Below are 26416 nucleotides of genomic sequence, written 5' to 3' on the forward strand. Positions count from 1 at the left end.
CATGGTCGAATCGCGATTCCTGGTCGTCCGCAACGACGAGGAGCAGTACTCGATCTGGTCGGCCGACCGGGAGCTCCCGGCGGGCTGGCACGACACCGGGTTCGCCGGCACCCGGGAGGAGTGCCTCGCGCACGTCGACACCGTGTGGACCGACATGCGTCCCCGTTCCGTCCGCGAGGGTGTGTCATGACCCGGGAGTGGACGTTCCCGGCCTCGTTCGCCCAGGAGCGCGTCTGGATCGCCAACCAGCTCGACGCCGCCTCGCCGGTCTACAACGTCTCCAGCCCCTGGCGCTTTCCGGTGGGCATGACGAGCGCCCAGGCCACCGAGGTGTTCAACCGGGTGGTGGCGCGGCACGAGGTGCTGCGTACCCACCTGCGGGTGGACGACGGCGTGCTCGTGCAGGTGGTCCGCGCCGCCGAACGGTTCGACCTGCCGGAGGTCGACCTCCGCGCCCTCTCCGGGGTCGAGCAGGTGCGCCGCTTCGACGCGGAGCTGACGGCGCTGGCCCGCACGCCGATCCCGTTGGACGCCCCGCCGCTGTGGCGGGCCCGGCTGGCCCGCCTCGCCGACGACCAGGTCGCGCTGCTGTTCGTGGTGCACCACGCCGTCTTCGACAGCCGCTCGGCAGTGCTGTTCGCCGCCGAGCTTGCCGCGTTCGCCCGGGCGGTGCCGACCGGCGCGCCCGCCGAGGTGCCGGAGCTGCCCGTCCAGTACGCCGACTTCGCGGTCTGGCAACGCGAGCAGCTCGCCGGGGCGGAACTGGACCGGCAGCTCGCGTTCTGGCGTGACCACCTGGCCGGCGCGCCCCCGGTGACCGGGCTGCCACTGGACCGACCCCGTCCGGCGCAGCTCGGCTTCGCGGGCGACGAGGTCCACTTCGACCTGCCCGAGGGGCTTCTCGACCAGGTGGGCGAGCTGGCCACCGCTCACGCGGCCACCCCGTACATGGTGCTGCTGGCCGCGTTCGCCGCCCTGCTGTCCCGGATCTCCGGGGACGAGGACGTGGTGGTCGGTGTCTCGACGGCCGGCCGGGACAACCCCGAGGTGGCGTCGCTGATCGGCATGTTCGTCAATCCGGTGGCGCTCCGCTGCGACCTGGGCGGCGACCCCGCCTTCGCCGACCTGCTCGGGCGGGTGCGCGGCGGGCTCGTCGACGCCATGGAGCACGGGCAGACCCCGTTCCAGCGCATCGTGGAGGCGGTCGCGCCGCAGCGGGACCCGTCCGTGCAGCCCATCTTCCAGACCGCGTTGAACTTCATCCCGGACTCCGGCCTGGACCCGGTGGCGTTGGGCACCACGAAGGACGACCTGGCCTTCGACATCACCACGACGACCAGCCGACTCGTGTACCGCACGGCGCTGTTCGACCGCGGCACCGCCGAGACCCTCGCCGCGCGCTACGTCCGTCTCCTGGAGGCGGCCGTGGCCGATCCCCGGCAGCGGGTCTCCGCGCTGCCTCTGCTCGACGACGCCGAGCGGCAGCGGGTGCTGCACGGCTGGAACGACACCGCGCGCGAGGCGACGGCCGCGACCGTGGTGGCGCAGGTGCAGCGGCAGGTGGCGGCCACCCCGGACGCCACCGCGTTGGTCCACGAGGGCGTCACACTGTCGTACGCCGAGCTGAACGCCCGTGCCAACCGGCTGGCCCGCCTGCTCGTGGCCCGGGGCGCCGGCCCGGAGACCCGGGTGGCGCTCGCGCTGCCCCGCTCGACCGAGCTGGTGGTGGCGATCCTCGCGGTGCTCAAGTCGGGCGCCGCGTACGTGCCGGTGGACACCGGCTACCCGGCCGGCCGGATCGCGTACCTCCTCGAGGACGCCGAGCCGGCGCTCGTGCTGGCCACCGGCGAGACCGCCGGCCTGGTCCCCGACGGCGCGCTGGTGCTCGACGCGGGCACCGGCGTCGACCAGCCCGACACGGACCTGACCGACGCCGACCGGCTCGCGCCGCTGCGTCCCGGGCATCCGGCGTACGTGCTCTACACGTCCGGCTCGACGGGGCGCCCGAAGGGCGTGGTGGTCGAGCACCGGGCGGTGGCCGCCTACCTGGCCTGGGCCCGGCACACCTACCCGGGCCTGACCGGTACGACGCTGCTGCACTCGCCGGTCTCGTTCGACCTGACCGTGACCGGCCTGCTCGGCACGCTCACGGCCGGCGGCACGGTTCGGCTCGCCGCGTTCGACGACGCGGCGGCCCGGGCGGGCGGCCCGCCGTCGTTCCTCAAGGTCACCCCGAGCCACCTGTCGCTGCTCGGCCCGGAGCTGTCGCCCACCACCGACCTGGTGATCGGCGGCGAGGCGCTCACCGGCGAGCAGCTCACCGGCTGGCGGGCCGCACACCCGGACGTCGCCGTGATCAACGAGTACGGGCCGACCGAGGCGACCGTCGGGTGCGTGGCGGCCCGGATCGCCCCCGGGGAGACGGCGCCGGCCGGCCCGGTGCCGATCGGCCGCCCCACCTGGAACACCCGCGCGTACCTGCTCGACGCGGCGCTCAACCCGGTGCCGCCCGGTGTGGTCGGGGAGCTGTACGTGGCGGGCGACCAGCTCGCCCGCGGCTACCTGCGCCGGCCTGCCCTGACCGCGGACCGCTTCCTGCCCTGCCCGTACGGCGGGCCGGGGCAGCGGATGTACCGCACCGGCGACCTGGCCCGGTGGCGGGCCGACGGGACGCTGGAGTACCTGGGCCGCCGCGACAACCAGGTGAAGGTCCGGGGCATGCGGATCGAGCTCGGCGAGATCGAGTCGGCCCTGCTCGCCCGCGCGGACGTGCGGGAGGCCGCCGTGGTGGTCCGCACCGACTCCGGCGAGCCGGAGCTGGTCGGCTACCTCGTCGGCGCCGCCGACCCGGCGGCGCTCGCCGCGGACCTGGCCCGCGAGCTGCCCGCGCACCTCGTGCCGGCCGCGTTCGTGGTGGTCGACGCGTTGCCGCTCACCCCGAACGGCAAGCTCGACGTGGCGGCGCTGCCGGCGCCCGCGGCCGACTCGACCGCCGACGGGTTCGTGGCCCCGCGCACCGAGGCCGAGGCGCTGGTCGCCGAGGTGTACGCCGAGATCCTCCAGGTGGAGAAGGTCGGCGCGCTGGACGACTTCTTCGCCCTCGGCGGGAACTCGCTGCGCGGAATGCGCGCCATGGCCCGCATCCGGGCCGAGGTCGAGGTGGAGCTGCCCATGCGGGCGCTGTTCAGCAGCCCGGTGGTGGCCGACCTGGCAGTTCAGATCGAGCAACGGATCGCCGCCGAGCTGGACGAGCTCTCCGACACCGAGGTCGCCGCGCTGCTCGCGGCGGAGAAGGACGACCCCTCATGACCGACCTGAAGGACCCGGCCCGGGACGCCGCCCGGACGGCCCTGATCGCCCAGCGGCTGCGGCGGCGGCAGGCCACCGCGGCCGCCGCCCGGATCGCCCCGCGCCCGCCGGACGCCGAGGTGCCGCTGTCGTACGCCCAGGAGCGGGTCTGGTTCATGGACCAGCTCGCCCCCGGCGAGGCCGCGTACCACATCGCGGTGCCCCTGCGGGTGCGCGGCCCGTTGGACGTGCCGACGCTGCGCGCGGCGCTCGACGGGCTGACCCGGCGGCACGAGTCCCTGCGCACCCGCTTCCCGGCGGACGCCGACGGCCGGCCGACGGTCGTCGTCGAGGAGACGGTGGGCGTCCCGCTGACCATCGTGGACGCCGTCGACCGCGCCGCCGCGCAGGAACTGGTGGAGGCGGCGGCGGCCGAGCCGTTCGACCTGGCCCGCGGGCCGCTCCTGCGCGCCCTGCTGATCCGGCTCGCGCCCGACGAGCACGTGCTCTTCCTCGGCAAGCACCACATCGTGGGGGACGGCTGGTCGGTGGACGTGCTGCTGCGCGACCTCGTCACCCTCTACCGGGGCGGCGAGCCGCCGGCGCTGCCCGTGCAGTACGGCGACTTCGCCGTCTGGGAGGCGCGGGAGCTGGACGGGCCCGCCGCGCAGGCGCACCTGGAGTGGTGGAAGCAGCGGCTCGCCGGGATTCCGCCGCTGGAGCTGCCGCTGGACCTGCCCCGCCCGGCCGCCCAGACCTACCGGGGCGACTTCGTCGAGTTCACCGTCGACAAGGCGACCACGGACGGGCTGAACGCGCTCACGCGCGCGTACGGCGGGACGCTGTTCATGACGCTGCTGGCGGCGTACCAGGTCTTCCTCGCCCGGCACACCGGCCAGGACGACTTCGCCGTCGGCGCCTCCGTGGCCGGGCGCTCCGCGCCGGAGCTGGAGAACGTGGTCGGCATGTTCGTCAACATGCTGCCGCTGCGCGCCGAACTGGCCGGCGACCCGACGTTCGGCGAGCTGCTGGAGCGGACGCGGCGCGGCGTGCTCGACGCGCTGGAACACGGCGAGGTGCCGTTCGCCAGGGTGGTGCACGAGCTGGGTCTGCCCCGCGACGTGAGCCGCTCGCCGGTGTTCCAGGCCATGTTCGTGTTGCAGAACTACGACATGGGCCGGTACGCCGAAGTGCCCGGCAGCAGCGACGTCACGTTCGACTGGACGCCCATGGAGTTGCGGGCCACCCGGTTCGACTTCGAGCTGCACGCCGTGGAGACGGCCGACGGGCTCTGGGGCAAGCTGGTCTTCAACACCGATCTGTTCACCCGCGACACGGTGCGGCGGATGGCCGGACGGCTCGGCGCGCTCCTGCGGGCCGTGGTGGCCGCGCCGGGCACCCCGGTCTCCGCCCTCGACCTGCTGGCGCCGGACGAGCGGTCCCTGCTGGCCGCCTGGAACGACACGACCACCGACTTCCCTCGTACGCAGACGCTGCACGGGCCGATCGAGGAGCAGGCCGCCCGCACCCCGGACGCGGTGGCGCTGCGCTTCGAGGGATGCTCGGTGACGTACGCCCAGCTCAACGCCGCCGCCAACCGGATCGCCCACCGGCTGCGCGCCGCCGGCGTGGGCCCGGAGACCCTCGTCGGGGTCTGCGCGGAGCGTTCGGTGGAGCTGGTCGCCGCCCTGCTCGGTGTGGTTAAGGCCGGCGGCGCCTACCTGCCGCTGGATCCGGAGTACCCCGCCGACCGGCTGGCGTTCATGCTCACCGACGCGGCCGCGCCCGTCGTGCTCGTGCAGGAGCAGCTCCGCGACGTGCTGCCCCGGACCGGCGCCACGGTGCTGGCCCTCGACGACGAGGCCGTGTGGGCCGACCAGCCGGCGACCGACCCGAGCCCGGTGGCCGGCCCCGAGCACCTCGCGTACGTCATCTACACGTCGGGCTCCACGGGCCGGCCGAAGGGCGTGCCGAACACCCACCGGGGCATCGTCAACCGGCTCGACTGGATGCAGAAGACCTACCGGATCGGCCCGGCCGACGCGGTGCTCCAGAAGACGCCGGCCAGTTTCGACGTGTCGGTGTGGGAGTTCTTCTGGCCGCTGCGCGAGGGTGCCCGGCTCGTGCTCGCGAAGCCCGGCGGCCACAAGGACGCCGGCTACCTGCGGGACCTGCTCGTCGCCGAGGAGGTGACCACCGGCCACTTCGTGCCGTCGATGCTGACGGTCTTCCTCGCCGAGGACGGCGTCGAGGCGGCCACGGCGCTGCGGCGGGTCATCTGCTCCGGCGAGGAACTGCCGCTGCCCACCGCCACCGACTTCACGGCACGGCTGCCCTGGTGCGGCCTGCACAACCTGTACGGGCCGACCGAGGCGGCCATCGACGTCAGCTCCTGGCACTGCGACCCGGCGCTGCTCGGCGATCTGACCAGCGTGCCGATCGGCGCGCCCATCGCGAACCTGCGGCTGCACGTCCTCGACGCCGCCGGCAACGAGTGCCCCGTGGGCGTTGCCGGCGAGCTGCACATCGGCGGCGTCGGTCTGGCCCGCGGCTACCACCGCCGGCCGGCCCTGACCGCCGAGCGGTTCGTGCCGGACCCGTTCTCGGGCGAGCCCGGCGCCCGGCTGTACCGCACGGGCGACCTGGCCCGCTGGCGGATCGCCCCGGGTTCCGACGCCGGCCCGGGCGCCGTGGCTGACACCCCTTCCGGTGTCATCGAGTTCCTGGGGCGCATCGACCACCAGGTGAAGCTGCGCGGCCTGCGGATCGAGCTGGGAGAGATCGAGAGCGCGCTGCGGGAGCAGCCCGGGGTGACCGAGGCCGCGGTGATCGTCCGGGAGGACACCCCCGGCGACAAGCGGCTGACCGCGTACCTGGTGGGCGGGGCCGCGCACGCCGACGTGAAGGCGGCGCTCAAGGCGACGCTGCCGGAGTACATGGTGCCGGCCGCGTTCGTCACCCTCGACGCGCTGCCGCTGAGCCCGAACGGCAAGCTGGACCGCAGGGCCCTGCCCGCGCCGGTCGTCACCCGCGAGGCCTCCGTGGCGCTCGTCGAGCCGCGCGACGACACCGAGCGCCTGCTGGCCGGGATCTGGTCGGAGGTGCTCGGCGTGGCGACGCTCGGCATCGACGACGACTTCTTCGACCTCGGCGGGCACTCCATGCTCGCCACCCAGGTGGTCGCGAAGATCCGCAAGGCGGAGTCCGGTGGCCGCCCGGTCGGCGTCATGGACCTGTTCCAGCAGCGCACGATCCGGGAGCTGGCCGCCTTCATGACCGGCGCCGCGGGGGACAAGGGGCCGCGCCGACTGCTGTACGAGCTGACCAAGCCGATCCCGGTGGCGCAGCGGGTCGTGTCGTACGTGTGTGTGCCGTACGGCGGCGGCAGCGCCATCGTCTACCAGCCGCTCGCCGACGCGCTGCCGGCCGGGCACGCGCTCTGGTCGCTGGCCATCCCCGGCCACGACGTGGGGCTCAGCGAGGACGCCCTGCCGTTCGACGAGCTGACCACCCGCGTGGCCGAGGAGATCCTGGAGCGCGTCGAGGGCCCCCTCGTGCTCTACGGCCACTGCGGGGTCGGCAGCGCGATCGTCACCGAGGTGGCCCGCAAGGTGGAGGCCGCCGGCCGCGACCTGGAGGCGCTCTACATCGGGGCGATGTTCCCCTTCGCGCGCCCGAAGGGGCTCTTCGCCGCGGTGCGGACCCGGCTCGAGAAGCTCCGCAGCAACCGGCACTACGCGAGCTGGCTCAAGTCGATGGGAGTGGACACCGACGAGCTGGACCCGGAGCAGGCGGACCGGATCATCAGCAACATGCGCGCCGACTCCCGGGCCTCCGAGGAGTACTTCACGGGCCTGCTCGACCGGCGGGCCACGAAGCTGCGGGCGCCGATCGTCTCGGTCGTCGGCTCCGAGGACCCGGTCACCGACTACTACACCGAGCGGTACACCGAGTGGCAGTTCCTGAGCGACACCGTGGCGCTCGTGGTGCTCGACCAGGCCGGCCACTTCTTCCTCAAGTACCGCGCGGACGAGCTGGCCGAGATCGTCACGCGGACGCACCGGGCCGTCGCCGACGGGGACGTCACCGACCTCACCCGCGAGGCGCGGGGCCAGGACGCCGCCTGGGCGGTGTACGACACCATGCGCGTCGGCGCGGACGAGCGGCCGACACGGGACACGGTCAAGCCGAGCATGGCCCGCTTCGTGGCGGTCACGGCCGGGCAACTGGTCTCGACCACCGGGTCGGCGCTCACCGCGTTCGCGCTGCCCATCTGGCTGTTCACGCAGACCGGCTCGGTGGCCGACCTCGGCCTGCTCTGGGCCCTCGCGCTGATCTGCGGTGTGCTGATGCTGCCGATCGCCGGAGCGGTCACCGACCGGGTCAGCCGGCGGAAGATCATGATGATCGCCAGCAGCAGCGCCGGCTCCATTCAGGTGGTCCTCGCCGCGCTGCTCTGGACGGACAACCTCGCGCTGTGGCACATTTACGGTCTCGTGGCGCTGAGCCAGGTGGCCGGCTCCTTCCAACGCATCGCGTTCCAGTCGGCCGTCCCGCAGCTCGTGCCGAAGCGCTACCTCGGGCACGCCATGGGCATCACGCAGCTCTCCAACGGCTTCGCGATGCTGCTCATGCCGGTCTTCGCGGCCGGGCTGCTGGCCGCCATCGAGCTGAAGGGCATCCTGCTCCTCGACGTGGCCAGCTACCTGGTGGCGGTGCTCACCCTGGCCGTGGTCCGCTTCCCGGACTCGCTGGGCTGGCGGCCACGCGAGCGGCTGCTCGTGGCGATCGCCAACGGCCTGCGCTACTCCTGGCAGCACCGCGGGTTCCGGCTGATGCTCGGCTACTTCGCGCTGGGCAACATCTTCCTGGCGCCCGCCCTGGTGCTCACCACCCCGCTGGTGCTGTCCTTCGGCACGGCGACCCAGGTGGCACAGGTGGCGCTCGCCGAGGCGTCCGGCGCCGTGGCCGGGGGCGTGCTCATGTCGCTCTGGGGCGGCCCGCGGCACCGGCGGATGATCGGCGTGCTGATCGGCAACCTCGGCACCGCGATCGGCTGCGTCCTCGTAGGCCTGGACGCCTCGGTGGCGATGATCTGCGTCGGGGCGTTCTGGCTGGCCATGGCGATGACCACCGCGCAGTCGATCTACGCGACCATCGTGCAGGTCAAGGTGCCGCAGCGCTTCCACGGCCGGGTGTTCAGCCTCAACCAGACCATCTCCTGGTCGACCCTGCCGATCGGGTTCGCGCTGCTGGCCCCGGCGGCCACCAACCTCTTCGAGCCGATGCTCGCTCCGGGTGGCGCGCTGGCCGGCTCGGTGGGCGCGGTGATCGGCACGGGTCCGGGCCGGGGCATCGGGTTCGCGTACGTCTGCTTCGGCGCGGCCCTGGTCCTCATCACGCTCGGCGGCTTCGCCATCCGGATGCTGCGTCGCTTCGACATCGAGGTGGAGGACTCCCTGCCCGACGACCTGATCGGCGCGCAGGAGCGGGAGCGGCGCCTCGCCGCCCGCGCCGCCGAGCAGGACGGGGGGAAGGTGCCGGTCGGGGTGTGAAACGAGCGGTCGCCGGTCACGACGGCGGCGATCGGGGCCTCCGGGTGACCGGAGGCCCCGACCCGAGCCGGCGGATGCAGTGTCTCCCGGATGTTGTGGCCTCAGCGCCGGCGGAGGGCGACACCTTCCCGGATGTTGTGGCTTCAGCGCCGGTGGAGGCGGCTACTTCCGGGATGTTGTGGCTACAGCGCCGGCGGAGGGCGACTACTTCCCGGATGTTGTGGCCTCAGCGCCGGTGGAGGCGACACCTTCCCGGATGTTGTGGCTTCAGCGCCGGTGGAGGCGGCTACTTCCGGGAAGCTGTGCGGATCTTCGTCGCGAGCGTCATGCGCGGGCCGGGTCGCGGAGCGCGACGTCTGCCTGCGCCCGGGCGGCCAGCGGGCCGGTGCCCTCGGGCTGGTCCAAGATCCGCGCAACTTCCCCGAAATGGCGGCCTCGGCGCCGACGGAGGGCACTACTTCCCGGACGTTGCGCGGATCTTCGTGTCGGGTGTGACGCGCTGGCCGGCGGGGCGCCGACGTCTCCCTGAGCCTGGGTAGCGCGAGCCGCCCGCTGCCGGGGAAGGCGGGCTAATCCGGCAGCGCGATCCATCCGTCGGGGCCAAGATCCGAGCAAGTTCCCTGAAGTAGTGGCCTCGGCGCCGACGGAGGCCACTACTTCACGGAAGTTGTGCGGATCTTGGCGCGCCCCCCACGTCCACGCCTCGCGTGCGCGCCTCACGCGCCGGCCTCACGTGTGGGCCCGGCGCGGGACACTCGCGTCCGAGCAAGGCCGGGGTCACCGTCAGAAGGCGGTCGCCGGATCGGTGAGGTCCTCGTCCGGCAACTCCGACGGCTCGACCACCCACGCCGAGTAGACCGGCAGGCCGTGCCACGGGCCGGCCGGCGCGCCGTCTCGCGTGTCGGTGGCCACCGCGACGACGGCGTACGGATGGCCGAACCGCAGCTCGGCGATGCGGGCGACGCCCTCCGGTGGCAGCCCGGTCGCCGCGGCGAACGCGGTCACCGCGGCGGCCTCGAAGCCGTACCGGCCGTAGCGGGCCGTCGCCGCCTGCGCCGCCTCGTAGCGCAGCTCCGGCATTCCCATCAGCTCGCCGAGGGCCCGCGCGGCCGCGCCGAAGCCGAACGCGCCCGCGGTGAGGTCGTGCCGGCTCTCCGCGGACCAGCAGGGCAGCACTGCCGTGAACCGCTCCTCCCGGCCGCCGTACGTGCGGGTCGGCTCCTCCTGCAGTGTCCACAGCGGGGTGGCGCCGAGCGGCAAATCGTAGAGGCTGCGTCGCGCGGCGCTGGCGTCGAGCGGTGACCGCGTCGCGTCGGTGGCCACCTCGTGCGCCGCGGCGAGCACGTCGGCGGGCGGAACGTCCGGCGCGGCGGCGACGGAGACGACGAGCATCCCGGCCTCCCGGCCGCCGGCGACCTCGGCCCGGGCGGGCGCGGCGTGTACGGCCACGTCGCCGGCTCGCGCGGTGCTCGCGATCCAGCAGGTGTGCCCGTGCCACGGCGTACGCAGCACGCGGCGCAGCCGGCCCGCCCAGGCGCTGCCCGGGCCCAGCTCGCGGCCCGACGCGACCTGGAACGGATCCGCCCACGAGACGCGGGTGGCCAGCGCGGTGGCCAGGATCAGGACCGTCTCGGGCTGCACGGTGAGCGGGAACGTCTCGACGAGGCCGAGCGTCCGCTCGCGCGCCCAGGCGTCCAGCGCCGCCTGGCCGGGTAGCGGCCCGGTCTCGGTGGTCTCCGGCAGCGTGGCCCGCCACCCGGCCATACCCTCGCCGGCGGCCCGCTGCCCGGCGGGACCCTCGGCGGCGGCCCGCTCCCAGAGGGCGCTCGCCGAGGCCACCAGCGGATGCGGCGTCGACAACAGGGCGCGGGCGGTCTCGGCGGCGCGCTCCGCGTCGACGCCGAGCGCCTCCTCCAACTCGGCACGGGCGGCGCCGGTGGCGGCCGGGGCCACGAGGGCCAGCAGCAGCCAGGCGCCGAGTGGTGAGGCGACGTGGTGCCCGCTTGCGACGAGGCCGTGCACACGCTCGGCGTATCGGGCCACCGGCCCGCGAAGAACCATCACCGCTCCACTGTGCCCGCTGGCCGCGCCGGCGTCAGCCCCGCGAGGGTTTCCGACCTATGCTGGGCCGGTCGGGGCGAACGGGGAGGCGGCGTGGAGAAGCTCGACTACGACGCGCGCCTGCACGCGGTCTACACGGCGGGGCGGCGGATGTCGCCCGAGGCCCTGCGCACCTGGACGGCGGCGTTCGCCCGCCACCTGCCGGAGACGCGGCCGCTGGTCTGGCTCGACCTGGGCTCCGGCACCGGCCGGATGACCCCCACGCTGGCGGACGCCTTCGGTGGGCCCGTTCACGGGGTCGAGCCGTCGGACCGGATGCGTGCCCGGGCCCTCGCGTCCGCCGGCCATCCCGCGGTCACGTACGCCGCTGGCTCCGCCGAGAGCATCCCGTTGCCGGACGCCTCGTGTGACGCGGCCCTGCTGTTCTTCGTCTGGCACCACGTGGCCGATCACGAGGCCGCCGCTCGCGAGTTGCGGCGGGTCGTCAGGCCGGGCGGCCGGCTCTTCGTCCAGGCGAACTTCTCCGACCGGATGCCGGACGTCTGGTGGTTCCGCGTGGTTCCCGAATGGAAGAGCGTCGACACGGCGCAGTTCGGGTCCGAGGGGGAGGTGAAGGGTGACTTCGTCCGCGCCGGGTGGACGCTCGTCGCTCAGGAGGAAGTCACCTGGCCCCGCTCGGCGAGCCTGGCCGAAGACGTCGAACGCCTCAGGATGCGTGCCGTCTCGGTCTTCGCGCACCTGAGCGAGGAGATGATCGACGAGGGTTTCGCGAGGATCGAGGCCGCGCTGCCCTCGCTGGACGGCGGGCCGCAGTACGAGACCAGCGAGCTGCTTGTCTTCGAACGCTAGCGGGCCCGGGGGAGATGTCCGCTCCACAGCCACCGCAGGTAGTGCTGGAGTTCGTCGAGCGTGGCCACCCAGCCCTCGTCGGCGTACCTGAGGATCCGCACCGCTTCCCCCGGCAGCAGGTCGTAGGCGTTCGCGTGCGTCTCCGGGGCGGCCACGTGGGGAGGGATCGCCACCGGGTCGGGGACGAGGGCGACGCGCAGAGCCTTCCGCCCCAACGCCTTCAGGACCGTGAGGTACACGCGGGGCAGGTGGTACGGGGAGACGCTGAGCGCGAGGCTCGTGAGGCCGAGCTCTTCGGCCCTGTCCGCGATCCACGCGGCCTGGAGCCCCGTGTGCGGAGCCGGCTCGCCCTGCAGGTGCACCCCGTCACGGCGGCGGAGGCCGAGTTCACGGAGGTACGGCAGCGTGATCTCCCGGTACGTGGCCTCCGCCGGGTTCCCGTCCGCCACGAGCAGGTGTCGGATGGCGGGGTTCGCCTCCCAGCGACGGATGGCGTGGGTGAGACGCCACTCCTCGCCCTGGCCGGTGGGCACGACGAGCGCGTCGACGTGGTCGACCGCCGACTGGGGGAGCGCCAGGATCGCCAGGAAGGCTCGCGTCACGTCCAGCAGGTCGCCGGCGGCGACGTCGGCCACGTCGGCTGCCGGCGTGACCCGGGGGACCGGCCCGTAGCGGTGCATTCGACGCGCCTCCCGAGTCAGCGGCGGGGTCCGTCAGCGCCGATGACGGCCGCGACGGTGTCGGCGTCGAACTGGGCGCGGATCTGGTGGGCGGGGACGGGCATGCCGTCGATCCTGCGGGTTCCCGCCCCGGGCGACCAGTGGTTTTCGGGCCCGCACTCCACCGGGCGCGGGCGCCGCGGGCCGGAGGGATAGGCTCCCCGCCGTGGCAGGACTGTTGAGGAGCGTGGCGGCCCGCATCGGCGGCGCCGTCGTCCCCCGTCCCCGTCGTTCCGGGCCGGCGCCGGCCCAGGTGGCGCGCCGGCGCCAGGTCGCCGCGCTGCAACGCCGGGAGTTGACGTACGCCCCGGAGCTGGACGGGCAGGCCGACCCGGGTGAGATCGTGTGGACGTGGGTGCCGTACGAGGACGACCCCCGCCAGGGCAAGGACCGCCCGGTGCTGGTCGTGGGGCGGCACAGTCGCACGCTGTATGGGCTGATGCTTTCTAGCCAGAGCGACCGGGACGGCCAGCGGCACTGGCTGGCCCTCGGTCCGGGGGCGTGGGACCGGGACAACCGGCCGAGCTGGATCCGGTTGGACCGCGTGCTGACCATGCGGGAGGACAGCATCCGCCGCGAGGGCGCGATCCTGGACCGGTCCCGCTTCGACCGGGTGGGCCGGGCGTTGCGCGCCGGCTACGGCTGGCGCTGACGGTCAGGCGGGTTCGCGGCTCGGCCCCACGGCGGCGGACCGGGCGTCCGGCGGTGGGTACGGGTTCTCGGCGAGCAGTCGCGCCAGGTGCGCGCTGTTGAGCGCCAGCGCCTTCGTGGAGCGGCCCGTGGTGTCGGGCTTCGGGCCGGCGTCGATGTAGTCCACCTTGTGGAGCGCCTCCCCGACCCAGTACGTCGCGCCGGCGGCGGCGCAGGTGAAGCCCACCTCGTTGAGCGCCTGCTGCACCTCGCCGATGGTGTGGTGGGCGCCGTCCTCGTTGCCCACGACCGCCACCCCGGCGACCTTTCCGTACGTGAGCAGGCGTCCCTCGTCGTCGGTCTCGGACAGTTCGGCGTCGAGGCGTTCCAGCACCATCTTCGTCACGGAGGAGGGCTGCCCCAGCCAGATGGGCGTGGCGATGACGAGGATCTGCGCGGCAAGCAGCTTGGCGCGGATGGCCGGCCACCCGTCGCCGTCGCCCTCGTCGGTGGAGACACCGAAGCGTACGTCGTGGTCGACGATGCGGATCAGTTCGCCTTCGACGCCCTGATCGGCCAGGGCGTCGAGCACCTCGCGTCCGAGCGCCTCGGCGCTGGACGCCGCCGGTGACCGCTTGAGGGTGCAGTTCAGGACCAGCGCCCGGATCGTCGCCACGTTCGTTCCTCTCGGCCGGTGCCGCGTCCTTCGTCTGTTACCCGGCCGACCGCACGGAACACCTCACGGGTTCCGCTTGACAACCGCCCGGTGACCTGTAGATTCAACTCATCGGTTTATCAACCATCTAGTTGAGGACAGGTGCCGTGGCGGACGATCCGGTCAGCGTCGTGTTCGCCGCGCTCGCCGATCCGACGCGGCGGGCGATCCTGGCCCGGCTGGCGGCCGGCGACGCGACGGTCAACGAGTTGGCGGCGCCCTTTCCGGTGAGCGTCCAGGCCATCTCCAAGCACCTCAACGTGCTGGAGCGGGCGGGGCTCGTCGTGCGTACGCGGGAGGCGCAGTGGCGCCGGTGCCGGTTGGACCCGGCACCGCTGCGCACCGTCGGCGAGTGGGTGGACCAGTACCGCAGGCTCTGGGACGAGCGTTACGACACGTTGGACAGCTATCTACGCGATCTGAAGGAGAGCAACGATGGGCCAGCTCAGTGACATGGCGATCGACCTGCCGTCCGACCACGAGATCACCCTCACCCGCAGCTTCGACGCCCCCCGCGACCTGGTCTTCGCCGCGCACACCCAGGCGGAGCACCTGAAGCGCTGGTGGGGGAGGGGCAACCCGCTCGACGTCGAGATCGACTTCCGGGTGGGCGGGCGCTACCGCTACGTGGAGCACGCCGACGACGGCAACGCGTACGGCTTCCGGGGCGAGTTCCGGGAGATCGCGGTGCCGGAGCGGATCGTGCAGACCTTCGAGTACGAGGGCATGCCCGGGCACGTGGCGGTGGAGACGCTGGTCTTCACCGAGGAGGGTGGCCGCACGGTGGTGACCGGCACGACCCGCTTCGACACGAAGGACGAGCGCGACGGCATGCTCGACTCCGGCATGACGCAGGGTGCGGCCGAGTCGTACGCCGCTCTGGACCGGCACCTCGCCACCCTCGTCTGACCGCCGTGCGGCGGGTCGCGGCGCGCGACCCGCCGCCTCAGTCCGGCAGGCCGACGGTGTCGACGAGTTGGCGGGCGGCCCGGTCGGCGCTCACGCTCTTCGCCCGATACATGGCCGCGTCCGCCTGGCGCAGCGCCTCGGTGAGCTGGGCCGGGCCGGTCACCGGCGCGAGCCCCACCGAGGCGGTCACCCGCAGGCTGAAGCCGCCCAGCGGGATGGGCGCGGCCAGCATCTCGCAGAGCCGCCGAGTGGCGTGGTCGACCCAGCGGCGGTCCACGCTCGGGCTCACGAGCAGCCCCGCGAACTCGTCGCCGCCGAGCCGGGCGACCGGGTTGTCGCCGGCGAACGCCGCGAGCCGTTCGGCGACGCTGATCAGCACCTGGTCGCCCGCCGCGTGCCCGTAGCGGTCGTTGACCAGTTTGAAGTCGTCCACGTCGAGCACCACGGCGATCAGCGGTCGCCCCGCGGCGTCGGTGAGCAGCGTGGCCGCCAGCCGGTAGAAGGCCCGCCGGTTGGGCAGCCCGGTCAACGGATCGTGGCTCGCGGCGTGCCGCTCGGCGGCCAGCTCGGCCTGCAGGTGCTCGATCTCGGCCTCGGCCCGTACGGCCCGGCGGCGCAGCTGCCAGGAGGAGAGAAGCGCGCCCGCGGCACAGATGCCGGACGCGACACTCACCGGATCCGGCACGAGCCCTCCCGTCACGCCGCCGCCCGGGCCCCGACGTGGCCGACGCGCCCGTGCGGGCCCTCGTTGTCCCTGGTCAAGGCCCAGGTCAGGTCACTCACCGTGAACGGATCAGTACCGTACACATGGGTTATCATGCTCGCCGTCCGATGCAGATGCAATAGCAGATGCACGTGCAGCACCGTCCGATGTCGACAGTCACCCCGCGCCGCCCACCGCTCCTCCCCACGGCAATCGGCCGGCTCCTGAGCAGAAAGACCCCTCATGCAGCAGCCGAGAAACGGCGTCCCCGCCACCCAGCTTCCCCCGCTGAACTGGCAGAAGAGTCGCCGGAGCAACCCGAGCGGCAACTGCGTCGAGCTCGCCGAGCTGCCCGGCGGGGCGGGTATCGCCGTACGCAACTCGCGGCACCCGGACGGGCCGGCCCTCATCTACACAGTGGACGAGATCGCCGCCTTCGTCCTCGGCGCGCGGGACGGGGACTTCGACCACCTGATCGCCTGAGCGACCCGTCCGGCGGTGCCCCGGGTCGCCGGTCCGGAGGAGTACCTCTCACCGTCCGTCCATGGCATGCTACTCGTCGGCCGGGCCGGAGCCCGGCCGTGCGTGGTACGCGGAGGTCGGCACGTGACGATGGTTCCCGCCGACGGTGGCCCGACAACCGGGCCGACCGTGCTGCGCATGCTGCTCGGCGCCCAGCTCCGCCGCCTGCGGGAGTCCAGCGGTGTCACCCGGGAGGGCGCCGGGTGGGAGATCCGCGCCTCCGAGTCGAAGATCAGCCGCATGGAGCTGGGCCGGGTCGGGTTCAAGGAGCGTGACGTCGCCGACCTGCTCACCCTCTACGGCGTGACCGACGCCGAGGAACGCGAGGTGCTGCTCAAGCTCGCCCGGGACGCGAACAGCCCCGGGTGGTGGCACCGGTACGGCGACGTGCTGCCCACCTGGTTCCAGTCCTACCTCGGGCTGGAGGCCGCGGCGGCGCTGATCCGCACGTACGAGGTGCAGTTCGTCCCCGGGCTGCTGCAGACGCCCGCGTACGCCCGGGCGGTGGTGCTGCTCGGACACGGCGCGGCCGCGCCGGACGAGATCGACCGCCGGGTGGGGCTGCGGATGCGGCGCCAGGAGTTGCTGCGCCGGGCCGACCCGCCGCAGTTGTGGGCCGTGGTGGACGAGGCGGCGCTGCGGCGTCCGATCGGCGGCGCGGAGGTCATGCGCGGCCAGTTGACGGCGCTCATCGAGGCGACACGGTCGCCGAACGTCCGGCTGCAGATCATCCCGTTCGTCGCCGGCGGCCACGCGGCGGCCGGCGGCGCGTTCACCATCCTGCGCTTCGGCGACCAGGACCTGCCCGACATCGTCTACATCGAGCAGCTGACCAGCGCGATCTACCTCGACAAGCGGGACGACCTTGACCACTACGCGCTCGCCATGGAGCGGCTCTGCATCGAGGCGGAGCCACCCGAGCGGACGCCAGAGCTGCTCGCCCGGCTGCGCGACCAGCTCTACCCGGCCTGACCGCCAGCATCGCCCTGTCGTGTTGACGGGCGTCGACGTGTGCGATTAGTCTCTGAATCGATCCAGTTCTGAATCGATCCAGAGGGGGACCGGTGAAGCCAACCCTCCAGGCCGTGGCCGACGCCGTCGGCGTGTCCCGCAGCACCGTGTCGAACGCGTACGCCCGCCCGGACCAGCTCTCCGCGACGCTGCGGCAGCGGATCCTCGACACGGCGAAGGCGATCGGCTACCCCGGCCCCAACCCCACCGCCCGCTCGCTGCGCCGCGGCTTCGTGGGCGCCATCGGCGTGCTGTTCACGCCACGGCTGTCGTACGCCTTCACCGACCCCTTCGCGGTCCGCTTCCTCGCCGGTGTCAGCGAGGCCGCCGAGCGGCACGGCACCAGCCTGCTGCTCGTGCCCCTGCCGAGCGGCGACACGGACGCCCGGCGGGCGATCGAGAACGCCGCCGTGGACGGCTTCTGCGTCTACTGCGTGGGCGACGAGACGTGGGCGCTGGACGCCATCCGCGACCGGGGGCTGCCCTTCGTGACCACCGCCTCCCAGCTCGACGCCGGCCCCGACCTCCGGTACGTCGGCATCGACGAGCGCGCCGCCGCCCGGGAGATCGCCACCCACGTCGCGGGCCTCGGCCACCGGCGTGTCGCCCTGCTCGGCGACACCGTGGTGCCGGACGCCCCGGTCGGCGAGCTGCGGCTGGCCACCGTCGACGAGGTGCCGCAGCCCACCACCCGGGGCCGGCTCGGCGGCTTCGCCGACGCCTTCGCGGAGGTCGGGGTGCCCTGGCCCGAGCTGACCGTCCTCAACGCCGCCGCCAACACCCGGCCGGCCGCCGCCGCCGCGGTCGCCGGCCTGCGCGACCGACCCGACCCGCCCACCGCCGTGCTGGCCTGCTCCGACGTGCTCGCCCTCGGCGTCCTCGACGCCCTGGCCGCGCCGGAGCACACCGGCCACCCACCGGTCTCGGTCACCGGCTTCGACGACATCGCCGAGGCGGCCGCGGCCGGCCTCACCACCGTGCGCCAGCCGGCCGAGGAGAAGGGCCGGATCGCCGCCGACCTGCTGCTCGACCCGCCCGCCGACCCGGCGGCCGGTCACGTCCTGCTGCCCACCGAACTCGTCGTCCGGACCTCCACCGGACCCGCACCGAGGAGTTGACCATGGAACAGCCCACCGGCTTCGTCTCCGCCGTCGACGCGGTCACCCGGCACGTGAACTCGGCCCGGCCCGACGCGCCGGTACGCGCCGACCGCCCCCGCCCGGCTCGGCTGGCTCCGGCGCGACTGGCCGCCGCGGGCGCCCTGCGCCGCCTCGCCGACCGGATCCAGCCCCGGCCGGTCCCGACCGCCCCCCGCTGCTCCTGACGGCCCCGTCCGGGTGACCGGCGCCACAGCGGCAACCGGTCATCGGGGCACGGCCGGCCCGGGCGGCGCGCAAACGGGCGCGGCGGGTGGTGGGTGGCGACCCGGGCCAGGCACACTGGACGCCCATGTCGCCGTTCACGCCCACCCTCCGGCTGCACGACCGGTACGTCCTGCGCGAGCGCATCGGCCTCGGCGGGATGTCCGAGGTGTGGCGCGCCGAGGACGAGGTGCTCGGCCGGTCCGTCGCGGTCAAGGCGCTCGCCGGGCAGCTCGCCACCGACCCGCAGCTGCGGGCCACCATCCAGCGCGAGGCCCGCGCCGCCGCCCGGCTCACCCACCCGCACGTCACCCAGGTGTACGACTACGGCGAGGCGACCCTGCCCGACGGCGAGGTCGTGCCGTACCTCGTCATGGAACTGGTCGACGGGCACAACCTCGCCGACCGGCTGGCGGGCGGCCCGCTCCCGTGGCGCGAGGCGGTCCGGGTGGCCGGGCAGGTGGCCGCGGCGCTCGCCGCGGCCCACCGGATCGGCGTGGTGCACCGGGACATCAAACCGGGCAACGTCATGCTCACCGAGACCGGCGCCAAGGTCCTCGACTTCGGCATCGCCGCGCTGGCGGGCCCGCACCACCCGCTCGCCGGGCAGACCGGCGAGCTGCTCATGGGCACCCCGGCCTACTTCGCCCCGGAGCGGCTCTCGGCCGGCCCGCCCAACCCGGCCAGCGACGTGTACGCCCTCGGCGCGCTGCTCTACCGCACGCTCACCGGTCGGTCGCCCCGCGCCGTGCAGAGCTGGGAGGACGCCCTCGAGGTGCACCAGCGACGGACCCCGGTGCCGCCGCTGCGGATTCCCGGCCTGCCCGCCGACATCGCCGACCTCACCCTCGCCAGCCTGTCCGCCGACCCGGCCCGCCGGCCGACCGCCGCGCAGCTCGCCACCCGGTTCGGCACCGTCGGGCCGGCCGACCCGCCCACCGCCGTCCTGCCCGTACGACCGTCGGGCTGGGCGGCCGTCGCCTCCCCGCACCCGCCGACGCTCGTCGACCGCGGCCCGGTCGCGCCGCGGCCGGCCGTCGTGCCGCGCGAGCCGCGACGGCGGTCCCGGGGCCCGGTCGCCGCCCTGGTGGCGGCCGCGCTGGTGCTCCTGGTCGGCCTCGGGGTGATGCTCAAACTCGGCGACGGCGACGGAACGCCGTCGGCGGCCGGTACGACCGCGCCGGCGCCCCCGCCGCCCACGACCTCGGCCGCGCCGGACACCCCACCCCCGTCGAGCGCGGCGCCCCCGTCGACCAGCGCACAGCCGGAACCCATCAGCCTGCGCCAGTTGGCCACCGAGTTCGCCGCGGTCCTGGCCAGCGCGCAGGCGCAGGGCGGGATCGACCGGCGCACCGTCGAGGACCTGCGCGACGACCTGAGCGACCTGTTCCGCAGCAAGCCGAAGGACCGGGCCAAGCGGGTCGAGGAGCTGCGCCAGCGGATCGACGAGGCCGTCGAGCGTGACCGCCTCCCGTCCAGCGTGGGGGACCGGCTCGACGACCTGCTCGACCGCGTCGACGTCTCCGACGACGGCGACGACGCCTCCTTTGGCCGCGACGCTTCCTCCGGCGGCAACGACTCGTCGGGCCGCGGCCGCGACTCGTCCGGCCGCGACCACTGATCCCGCACACGGCGCGGCGCGCCGCGCGCCGCGCGCAGGACCTCGGTGGATCATGCAGTTTTGGTGCCTCACAAAAGCCGCGAATCTGCCCTGAACGGGCGCCACAACTGCATGATCGGCGGGTGGATGGGGCGGGGCGGACGGCGGCGCGGGTGGGGTTTTCCGCACCCCGGATTGTGCGGTCGGCCGGCGCGGTCGGGAGGGTGACCTCATGGTGGTCTCCCAGGTTCGCTTCGTAGCGTGGGCGCCATGATTCGTTCCTTCCACCTCCTGCTCGCCACGGGAAACCTCGCGGCGGACGCCGAGCCACCCCAGGACGGCGTGGTCGGCTACGTCACGGACCTGGTCGAACGGCTGGGCGGTCCGGGCGCCGGCCTCGCCGTGGCGCTGGAGAACCTCTTCCCGCCGATCCCCAGCGAGGTGATCCTGCCGTTGGCCGGGTTCGTGGCCGGGCAGGGGCGGATGAGCGTGGTCGCGGCGATCTTCTGGACCACCCTCGGGTCGCTCCTCGGGGCGCTGGCCCTCTACGGCATCGGCGCGACGCTGGGCCGGGACCGGATGCGGGCGGTCGTGGCCCGGCTGCCGCTGGTCAAGCTCAGCGACGTGGACCGGACGGAGGCCTGGTTCGCCCGCCACGGCGTCAAGGCGGTCTTCTTCGGCCGGATGATCCCGATCTTCCGGAGCCTCATCTCGATCCCGGCCGGCGTGGAGCGGATGCCGATCGGCGTCTTCGCCCTCTACACCACGCTGGGCAGCCTCATCTGGAACACGACCTTCGTGCTCGCGGGCTACCTGCTCGGCGACAACTGGCACCTCGTCGAGGGCTACGTCGGCGTGCTCCAGAACGTCGTCATCGTGGTCTGTGCGGCGGCCGTCGGCTGGTTCGTGGTGTCCCGGATCCGCCGGGCCCGGCGGGCCGCCCGGGAACCCGAGCCGGCGACACCGTCCATCCCGACGGGGACGATGCTGGGGCCCGATCCCAGCGGCCGAGGCACCCTCTACCGCAGCGGCGGACGGGGCGACGACCACGGTGGGGCCCGTTGACGCTGCCGACCGCACGGGTCGCGCTCGGCGTCGCCGCCGGAATCCTGACCGCCGCCGTCGAACTGATCTTCCTGCTCGTCGCCGCCGTGACCGGCGCCGTGGCCGCGCTCGTGCCGCCGGCACGCCGCCCGCTCGGCGCCCGGACCACGGCGTACGCCGCGGCCCTCGTCCGCCTCGAACGCCGGCGGCTCGGCGGGCTGCTGGGCGTCGACGACCCGCCGGCGGCGGAGCGTACGGCCGGCCGGCGGGAGGTCGGCTACCTTGCCGCCCGGCTGCTCCCCGGCCTGCTCGGCGCCCTGGCGTACGGCGTCCTCGCCATCGGCCTGGTGCTGGCCGGGATCCTGCTGACCGCCACGCTGCGCGGCGACGTGACGGTTCCGGACCTCCTGCTCCAGGTCGTCATCGGCGCGGTGCTGCTGCTGCTCAACGTCCAGGCCGTCGCGAGCGTGGGCGCGCTGGACGTCCGGCTCGCGCGGGCGCTGCTCGGCCGGGGCACCCGCGCGGCGCTCGAGGCGCGGGTGCGGGAACTGGCCACCACGCGGGCCGGCGTCATCGCGGCCGTGGACGCCGAGCGGCAGCGCATCGAACGGGACCTGCACGACGGGCTGCAACAACGGCTGGTCGCGCTCGGCATGCTGCTCGGGCGCGCGCGGCGCAGCCGCGACCCCGAGCGGACGTACGCCCTGCTCGGCCAGGCCCACGAGGACGTCCAGCGGGCGGTCGAGGAGCTTCGGGACGTGGCCTGGCGGGTCTACCCCTCCGCGCTGGAGGACGGCGACCTGGGCGCGGTGCTCGGCATGGTGGCGCAGCGCTCCGCCGTGCCGGTGCGGATCCGGTGCGACCTTCCCGTACGCCCCGACCGCCAGGTCGAGACCGTGCTCTACTTCGTGGCCTGCGAGGCGCTCACGAACGCCGCGAAACACGCCGCCGCTACCCTCGTGACCATCGACATCGAGGCGGGGCAGGGGCAGGTCCGGATGCGGGTACGCGACGACGGCGCCGGCGGCGCCGACCCCTCCGGGCGCGGCCTGTCGGGCCTGGCCCGCCGGGTCGCCGCGCTGGACGGGCGGCTGCGCGTGGACAGCCCGGCCGGCGGGCCCACCACCGTGCTGGCGGAGCTGCCGTGCGGATAACGCTCGCCGAGGACTCCACGCTGCTGCGGGAAGGGCTGGTCCGGCTCCTCGCCGAGGAGGGCCACGAGGTCGTGGCGGCGGTCGGCACCGCCGACGAGCTGGTCGAGGCCGTCGACCGGGAGCCGCCCGACGTCGTCGTCACCGACGTACGGATGCCGCCGACCCACACCGACGACGGCCTGCGGGCGGCGCTCGAGATCCGCCGCCGCCGGCCCGCCGTCGGCGTCCTCGTGCTGTCCCAGTACGTCGAGAAGCGGTACGCGAGCCGCCTGCTCGCCGACCGCCCGGAAGGGGTCGGGTACCTGCTCAAGGACCGCGTCGCCCAGGTCGACGACTTCCTCGACGCGCTGGACCGGGTGGCCGCCGGGGCCACCGCGCTCGACCCGGAGGTGGTCCGGCAGGTCGTGGCGGGCTCCGAGCGTACGGACCCGCTCACCCGGCTCACGCCACGCGAAAGGGACGTCCTGCACCACATGGCGCAGGGCCACACGAACGCGGCGATCGCCGAGCGCCTGCACGTGTCGCTGAGCGCCGTCGAGAAGCACGTCAACAGCATCTTCGACAAGCTCGACCTGTCGTACGCCGTGGGCTACAGCCGGCGGGTGCTCGCCATCCTCCGCTATCTGAGCACCTGACGCCGGCGGCGGGCGCCAGTCAGTGAGTCACGTCAGCACCCGGACCGGGTTGCCGTCGAGGAAGGCGCCGATGTCATCCACGGCGTCACGGAAGAACGTCGCGTAGTTCCGCTCGCTGACATAGCCGAGGTGTGGCGTGGCCAGCACGTTCGGCAGCGTACGGAACTCATGGCCGGCGGGCAGCGGCTCCTCGTCGAACACGTCCAGCCCGGCCCCCGCGATCCGCCCCTCGCGCAGTGCGGAGGCCAGGGCGGACTGGTCGACGATCGCCGCCCGCGAGGTGTTGACCAGGTGCGCGGTGGGCTTCATCAGCGCGAGCTCCCGCGCGCCGACGAGCCCGCGCGTCCGGTCGCCGAGCACGAGGTGGACGGAGACGACGTCGGAGCCGGCGAGCAGGGCGTCCAGGTCGGGGGCCAGCCGCGCGCCGCCCGCCTCGGCGCGCTCGCGCGTCAGGTTCTGGCTCCAGGCCAGCACGTCCATGCCGAACGCCCGCCCGACCGCCGCCACCTGCGACCCGATCCTGCCCAAACCGAGCAGCCCGAGCGTGCGTCCGTGCAGGTCGGTGCCGAGGGTGTGCTGCCAGGGCCCGCCGGTGCGCAGCGCGGTCGCCTCGGGCACCAGGTGGCGGGCCAGACCGAGGATCAGCGCCCACGTCAGCTCGACCGTCGAGGTCCAGCCGCCGCCCGTGCCGGACACCGTGACGCCGTGCGCCCGCGCCGCCTCCAGGTCGATGGCGGCGTTGCTCATGCCGGTGGTGACGAGCAGCCGCAGGTGGGGCAGCCGGTCGAACACCTCGGCGGGGAACGGTGTGCGCTCCCTCATGGCGACCACGATCTCGTAGTCATGGATGGCCGCCACGAGTTCGTCGGTGCTCGCGAAGTGCTCGCGGAAGCTGGTGGCCCGGACCCGGGACCAGTCCGCCAGGCCGAGTGCCACCCCCTGGTAGTCGTCCAGGACGGCGCAGCGAAGTTCAGGGGACATGACCGGTGATCCGCCTTCCATTGGGTCAACGCTCCAGCATGCGCAGGGCGGCTTCGTCGTGGGTGTCACCGACGGCGGGGGGAAGGTTGTCGAGCTTCTCCATCTGTTCCGCGGTCAGTTCAACGGCGTCGGCGGCGGTGTTCTCCTCGACGCGTGCCACGCGCTTGGTGCCGGGGATGGGCGCGATGTCGTCGCCCCGGCTCAGCAGCCAGGCCAGTGCGATCTGCGCCGGGGTGGCACCCGCTTCGGCGGCGATGGCCTGGACCTCGTCTGCGATGCGCAGGTTGCGCTGGAAGTTCTCGCCGGTGAAGCGCGGGTTGTTCTTACGCAGGTCGGTGTCGTCGAAGTCGCTGGTCGAGCGGATCTGCCCGGTGAGGAAGCCGCGACCCAGGGGCGAGTAGGGCACGAAGCCGATGTTCAGCTCGCGCAGCAGGGGCAGCACCTGTGCCTCCGGGTGCCGGGTCCACAGGGAGTACTCCGACTGGACGGCAGCGATGGGGTGCACGGCGTGGGCGCGACGGATCGTCTCCGGTCCAGCCTCGGACAGGCCGATGTGGCGGACCTTGCCCTCGGTGACCAGCTCGGCCAGCGTCCCGACGGTGTCCTCGATGGGTGTGTTCGGGTCGACTCGGTGCTGGTAGTACAGGTCGATGTAGTCGGTGCCCAACCGCTTGAGCGAGCCCTCGACGGCGGTGCGAATGTTGGCCGGGCTGCTGTCGAGGTGCCCTGCCCCGCCGCCCGCATGCGAGATCATGCCGAACTTCGTTGCCACCACGGCCTGGTCGCGGCGGCCCTTGAGCGCCTTGCCGAGGAGTTCCTCGTTGATGTACGGGCCGTAGACCTCGGCGGTGTCGAGGAACGTGACGCCCAGTTCCAGGGCCCGGTGGATGGTGCGGATCGACTCGGCGTCGTCCGTGCCGGCTCCCGTGTAGGCGTAGGACATCGATACCAGGCCAAGACCGATACGGGAGACGTCCAGGTCCCCCAGCTTGATGTGCTTCATTACAGTTCTCCTTTTCTCTACCGATTCGTACGTTCGCTGGGCACTGTGAATGATTCCGCCGCTCATCGCCGGCACTGATGCGCATCTCCGCGCTGGCGCAGGGGTGAGCGCGCCGGGCGGTGATGGCGGGCAATGGGTGGACAACGGTGATGTGGCCTACCTGTCGACAGGGGCCGCACCGGGCGGACCGGTCAGGCGACGGGGATCCAGGTGAACCGGCCATCGGGGCGGCGCTCGGCGCGTCCGAAGACCACGTCGGCGAAGTGGTTGCCATAACCGATGGTGTCGGGGCGGCTCAGCTCCTCGACCAGGCGGCGGCGGTACTCGGCGGCATCGGCGGGGTCGTGGTCGATTCCGCAGCCCCATTCGGGGTGAGCGACCTGGACCGGCGCGTGCATCGCGTCACCGAAAGCGACGAGTCGCCGGTCGCCTCCGGTGATGGTGTACGTGATGTGGCCGACGGTGTGTCCGACCGAGAACGAGGCCCGCACGCCGGGGAAGATCTCCTCGCCGTCCTCGACCGTACGGACGCGGGGCGCGAAGGCGGCCAGACGTTCCTCGGTCGCCCCGGCCCCGGCGGCCAGGTCGCGCCGCTCCCACTCGGGTGCCGCGACGAAGTGGGGGGCGTGCGCGAACGGCGGCGTATCCGTGCCAGGCTCGGCGCTCCAGGCCCAGCCCAGGTGGTCGAGGTGCAGGTGGGTGATGGCGACGGCCTCGATCTGGCGCGGCTCGCGGCCCAGCCGCCGCAGGCCGTTCAGCAGCTCGCCGCCGTAGATGCTTCCCAGCATCGGGTTGGCCGGGTCGTCGGGGTGGGACTCGGGTCCGAACCCGGTGTCGATGAGCAGCGCCCGATCACCCCGCTCGACCAACAGTCCGCCGATGGCTGCGGGCAGGAAGCCGGCGTCGTCGAGATGATCGCGGTTGGCCGCCCAGTCCGCGTCGGTGGCGGCCGGCAGCCAGCCGTGCGGCTTGCACAGAGCCAACCCGTCCGGAACGTAGGTGATCTTCAGGTCACCCAGACGGAGCGAACGGACGCGGGGTGCGCTGGTCAGCCGTACGCGGTCGAAACTGGTCGTCGTGCCCATATGGTCCTACCTCGTGCTCGGAGAGGTGCCGCCGGGAGGCGGCGCGAACCGAAAGTTACAGCTTGAATAGCTTCAACTGCAACTATCTCAGTTGGAGTAAAGTTGTGAGGTGTCCACCGAGCGCGATACCCCAGGGCAAGACGACCGGCAGCTGTGCGGGCTGGTGAAGGACCTGGCCAGTCACATCGAGGCCCACCTTCGGGTCCGGGCGGCCGCCCTCGGCCTGACCGCCTCGCAGGGCAACGCGCTGCGCGAGCTGACTCACCCCTTGACCCTGCGCGAACTCGCCGACCGGATGGGCTGCGAGCCCTCCAACGTCACCTTCGTCGCCGATCGCCTCGAAGAGCAGGGCTACCTCGAACGCCATCCACACCCCGACGACCGCCGCGCCAAGCAGCTTGTCCTGACTCCCGAGGGCACCGAACTCCGCAAACGACTCCTCGAGCTGCTCTCCGAAGACTCCCCCCTGTCGCCTCTGGCCCCCGAGGAGCAGGACGTCCTGCAGCGCCTCCTCAACCGCGCCCTTCACCGCTGACCCGCCAGCTCGGCGTAGAGGGGCCCGAACGGGTGGCCGAGCCCACAGTTGTGGAC

23 protein-coding genes are annotated in these 26416 nt (G+C 73.5%); 16 read left to right on the plus strand and 7 right to left on the minus strand.

Annotated elements, in window-relative coordinates:
• Window position 1: 1 nt before the first annotated feature.
• From ACSNOA_RS13755 to ACSNOA_RS13765, 3 genes are read left to right on the plus strand one after another with little or no spacing between them, the layout of a single operon-like run.
• Window positions 2-190: an MbtH family protein gene (locus tag ACSNOA_RS13755; RefSeq protein WP_436658467.1), complete on the plus strand. Its 189-nt coding sequence runs from the start codon at window positions 2-4 to the stop codon at window positions 188-190.
• Complete coding sequence (locus ACSNOA_RS13760) at window positions 187-3309, plus strand: non-ribosomal peptide synthetase (protein WP_436658468.1); 3123 nt, start codon at window positions 187-189, stop codon at window positions 3307-3309. Before ACSNOA_RS13755 ends, ACSNOA_RS13760 begins: the two co-directional genes overlap by 4 nt.
• The gene (locus ACSNOA_RS13765) at window positions 3306-8843 is read left to right on the plus strand and encodes a non-ribosomal peptide synthetase/MFS transporter (protein WP_436658469.1); all 5538 of its coding nucleotides are present in this window, start codon (window positions 3306-3308) and stop codon (window positions 8841-8843) included. The genes ACSNOA_RS13760 and ACSNOA_RS13765 overlap by 4 nt, the downstream gene beginning before the upstream one ends.
• A gap of 783 nt (window positions 8844-9626) precedes the next feature.
• On the opposite strand, the gene ACSNOA_RS13770 is transcribed toward ACSNOA_RS13765, so the two are convergent.
• Window positions 9627-10904 carry a hypothetical protein gene (locus ACSNOA_RS13770; RefSeq protein WP_436662288.1) on the minus strand — a complete coding sequence of 426 codons (1278 nt, stop codon included), beginning with the start codon at window positions 10902-10904 and terminating at the stop codon, window positions 9627-9629.
• Window positions 10905-10997: 93 nt separating this feature from the next.
• On the opposite strand from ACSNOA_RS13770, the gene ACSNOA_RS13775 reads away from it, so the two are divergent.
• A complete protein-coding gene (locus ACSNOA_RS13775) occupies window positions 10998-11753 on the plus strand; it encodes a class I SAM-dependent methyltransferase (RefSeq protein ID WP_436658470.1) in 756 nt (251 codons plus the stop codon).
• Here the strand turns inward: ACSNOA_RS13775 and ACSNOA_RS13780 are convergent.
• Window positions 11750-12433, minus strand: a complete 684-nt coding sequence (locus ACSNOA_RS13780) for a hypothetical protein (RefSeq protein WP_436658471.1) — start codon at window positions 12431-12433, stop codon at window positions 11750-11752. The genes ACSNOA_RS13775 and ACSNOA_RS13780 overlap by 4 nt on opposite strands.
• Before the next feature lie 205 nt (window positions 12434-12638).
• Between ACSNOA_RS13780 and ACSNOA_RS13785 the strand changes: the two genes are divergently transcribed.
• Complete coding sequence (locus ACSNOA_RS13785; RefSeq protein ID WP_436658472.1) at window positions 12639-13124, plus strand: type II toxin-antitoxin system PemK/MazF family toxin; 486 nt, start codon at window positions 12639-12641, stop codon at window positions 13122-13124.
• A 3-nt stretch (window positions 13125-13127) separates the two neighbouring features.
• Here the strand turns inward: ACSNOA_RS13785 and ACSNOA_RS13790 are convergent, their stop codons facing one another.
• A complete protein-coding gene (locus ACSNOA_RS13790) occupies window positions 13128-13778 on the minus strand; it encodes a flavodoxin family protein (RefSeq protein ID WP_436658473.1) in 651 nt (216 codons plus the stop codon).
• A 146-nt stretch (window positions 13779-13924) separates the two neighbouring features.
• On the opposite strand from ACSNOA_RS13790, the gene ACSNOA_RS13795 reads away from it, so the two are divergent.
• Window positions 13925-14269: an ArsR/SmtB family transcription factor gene (locus tag ACSNOA_RS13795; RefSeq protein ID WP_436658474.1), complete on the plus strand. Its 345-nt coding sequence runs from the start codon at window positions 13925-13927 to the stop codon at window positions 14267-14269.
• Complete coding sequence (locus tag ACSNOA_RS13800; RefSeq protein ID WP_436658475.1) at window positions 14253-14726, plus strand: SRPBCC family protein; 474 nt, start codon at window positions 14253-14255, stop codon at window positions 14724-14726. The genes ACSNOA_RS13795 and ACSNOA_RS13800 overlap by 17 nt, the downstream gene beginning before the upstream one ends.
• 37 nt (window positions 14727-14763) lie before the next feature.
• On the opposite strand, the gene ACSNOA_RS13805 is transcribed toward ACSNOA_RS13800, so the two are convergent.
• A complete protein-coding gene (locus ACSNOA_RS13805) occupies window positions 14764-15411 on the minus strand; it encodes a GGDEF domain-containing protein (RefSeq protein WP_436658476.1) in 648 nt (215 codons plus the stop codon).
• A gap of 261 nt (window positions 15412-15672) precedes the next feature.
• On the opposite strand from ACSNOA_RS13805, the gene ACSNOA_RS13810 reads away from it, so the two are divergent.
• From ACSNOA_RS13810 to ACSNOA_RS13845, 8 genes are all read left to right on the plus strand, one after another.
• Window positions 15673-15912, plus strand: coding sequence for a DUF397 domain-containing protein (locus tag ACSNOA_RS13810; RefSeq protein ID WP_358176320.1), 240 nt, complete (start codon window positions 15673-15675; stop codon window positions 15910-15912).
• Window positions 15913-16041: 129 nt separating this feature from the next.
• On the plus strand, window positions 16042-16923 hold the full coding sequence (locus tag ACSNOA_RS13815; RefSeq protein ID WP_436662290.1) for a helix-turn-helix domain-containing protein: 882 nt from the start codon (window positions 16042-16044) through the stop codon (window positions 16921-16923).
• Window positions 16924-17015: 92 nt separating this feature from the next.
• Window positions 17016-18080, plus strand: coding sequence for a LacI family DNA-binding transcriptional regulator (locus tag ACSNOA_RS13820; protein WP_436658477.1), 1065 nt, complete (start codon window positions 17016-17018; stop codon window positions 18078-18080).
• A gap of 2 nt (window positions 18081-18082) precedes the next feature.
• On the plus strand, window positions 18083-18286 hold the full coding sequence (locus tag ACSNOA_RS13825; RefSeq protein WP_436658478.1) for a hypothetical protein: 204 nt from the start codon (window positions 18083-18085) through the stop codon (window positions 18284-18286).
• A gap of 125 nt (window positions 18287-18411) precedes the next feature.
• Window positions 18412-19944 (plus strand): protein kinase domain-containing protein, encoded by a 1533-nt coding sequence (locus ACSNOA_RS13830; RefSeq protein ID WP_436658479.1) that lies wholly within the window; start codon window positions 18412-18414, stop codon window positions 19942-19944.
• Window positions 19945-20193: 249 nt separating this feature from the next.
• A complete protein-coding gene (locus tag ACSNOA_RS13835; RefSeq protein ID WP_436658480.1) occupies window positions 20194-20988 on the plus strand; it encodes a DedA family protein in 795 nt (264 codons plus the stop codon).
• On the plus strand, window positions 20985-22121 hold the full coding sequence (locus ACSNOA_RS13840) for a sensor histidine kinase (protein ID WP_436658481.1): 1137 nt from the start codon (window positions 20985-20987) through the stop codon (window positions 22119-22121). The genes ACSNOA_RS13835 and ACSNOA_RS13840 overlap by 4 nt, the downstream gene beginning before the upstream one ends.
• On the plus strand, window positions 22112-22756 hold the full coding sequence (locus tag ACSNOA_RS13845; RefSeq protein ID WP_436658482.1) for a response regulator: 645 nt from the start codon (window positions 22112-22114) through the stop codon (window positions 22754-22756). Before ACSNOA_RS13840 ends, ACSNOA_RS13845 begins: the two co-directional genes overlap by 10 nt.
• Window positions 22757-22783: 27 nt before the next feature.
• Here the strand turns inward: ACSNOA_RS13845 and ACSNOA_RS13850 are convergent, their stop codons facing one another.
• The 3 genes from ACSNOA_RS13850 to ACSNOA_RS13860 all read right to left on the minus strand — a co-directional run bounded on the left by ACSNOA_RS13850 (window position 22784) and on the right by ACSNOA_RS13860 (window position 25825).
• Window positions 22784-23737: a D-2-hydroxyacid dehydrogenase family protein gene (locus tag ACSNOA_RS13850; RefSeq protein ID WP_436658483.1), complete on the minus strand. Its 954-nt coding sequence runs from the start codon at window positions 23735-23737 to the stop codon at window positions 22784-22786.
• Between the two features lie 25 nt (window positions 23738-23762).
• Window positions 23763-24740, minus strand: coding sequence for an aldo/keto reductase (locus ACSNOA_RS13855; protein ID WP_436658484.1), 978 nt, complete (start codon window positions 24738-24740; stop codon window positions 23763-23765).
• A gap of 191 nt (window positions 24741-24931) precedes the next feature.
• Entirely contained in the window at window positions 24932-25825 is an 894-nt protein-coding gene (locus tag ACSNOA_RS13860) for an MBL fold metallo-hydrolase (RefSeq protein ID WP_436658485.1), read from the minus strand.
• Window positions 25826-25934: 109 nt separating this feature from the next.
• On the opposite strand from ACSNOA_RS13860, the gene ACSNOA_RS13865 reads away from it, so the two are divergent.
• A complete protein-coding gene (locus tag ACSNOA_RS13865; RefSeq protein ID WP_436658486.1) occupies window positions 25935-26360 on the plus strand; it encodes a MarR family winged helix-turn-helix transcriptional regulator in 426 nt (141 codons plus the stop codon).
• Window positions 26361-26416 lie beyond the last annotated feature (56 nt).

This window comes from Micromonospora sp. URMC 103 (assembly GCF_051386435.1).
Lineage (GTDB): Bacteria > Actinomycetota > Actinomycetes > Mycobacteriales > Micromonosporaceae > Micromonospora.

Bases quoted from the DNA above. Each gene is read 5' to 3' on its own strand.
- ACSNOA_RS13755 (WP_436658467.1), top strand. From the start codon at position 2: ATGGTCGAATCGCGATTCCTGGTCGTCCGCAACGACGAGGAGCAGTAC.
- ACSNOA_RS13760 (WP_436658468.1), top strand. From the start codon at position 187: ATGACCCGGGAGTGGACGTTCCCGGCCTCGTTCGCCCAGGAGCGCGTC.
- ACSNOA_RS13765 (WP_436658469.1), top strand. From the start codon at position 3,306: ATGACCGACCTGAAGGACCCGGCCCGGGACGCCGCCCGGACGGCCCTG.
- ACSNOA_RS13770 (WP_436662288.1), bottom strand. From the start codon at position 10,904: ATGGTTCTTCGCGGGCCGGTGGCCCGATACGCCGAGCGTGTGCACGGC.
- ACSNOA_RS13780 (WP_436658471.1), bottom strand. From the start codon at position 12,433: ATGCACCGCTACGGGCCGGTCCCCCGGGTCACGCCGGCAGCCGACGTG.
- ACSNOA_RS13800 (WP_436658475.1), top strand. From the start codon at position 14,253: ATGGGCCAGCTCAGTGACATGGCGATCGACCTGCCGTCCGACCACGAG.
- ACSNOA_RS13810 (WP_358176320.1), top strand. From the start codon at position 15,673: ATGCAGCAGCCGAGAAACGGCGTCCCCGCCACCCAGCTTCCCCCGCTG.
- ACSNOA_RS13815 (WP_436662290.1), top strand. From the start codon at position 16,042: ATGGTTCCCGCCGACGGTGGCCCGACAACCGGGCCGACCGTGCTGCGC.
- ACSNOA_RS13825 (WP_436658478.1), top strand. From the start codon at position 18,083: ATGGAACAGCCCACCGGCTTCGTCTCCGCCGTCGACGCGGTCACCCGG.
- ACSNOA_RS13830 (WP_436658479.1), top strand. From the start codon at position 18,412: ATGTCGCCGTTCACGCCCACCCTCCGGCTGCACGACCGGTACGTCCTG.
- ACSNOA_RS13835 (WP_436658480.1), top strand. From the start codon at position 20,194: ATGATTCGTTCCTTCCACCTCCTGCTCGCCACGGGAAACCTCGCGGCG.
- ACSNOA_RS13850 (WP_436658483.1), bottom strand. From the start codon at position 23,737: ATGTCCCCTGAACTTCGCTGCGCCGTCCTGGACGACTACCAGGGGGTG.
- ACSNOA_RS13855 (WP_436658484.1), bottom strand. From the start codon at position 24,740: ATGAAGCACATCAAGCTGGGGGACCTGGACGTCTCCCGTATCGGTCTT.
- ACSNOA_RS13860 (WP_436658485.1), bottom strand. From the start codon at position 25,825: ATGGGCACGACGACCAGTTTCGACCGCGTACGGCTGACCAGCGCACCC.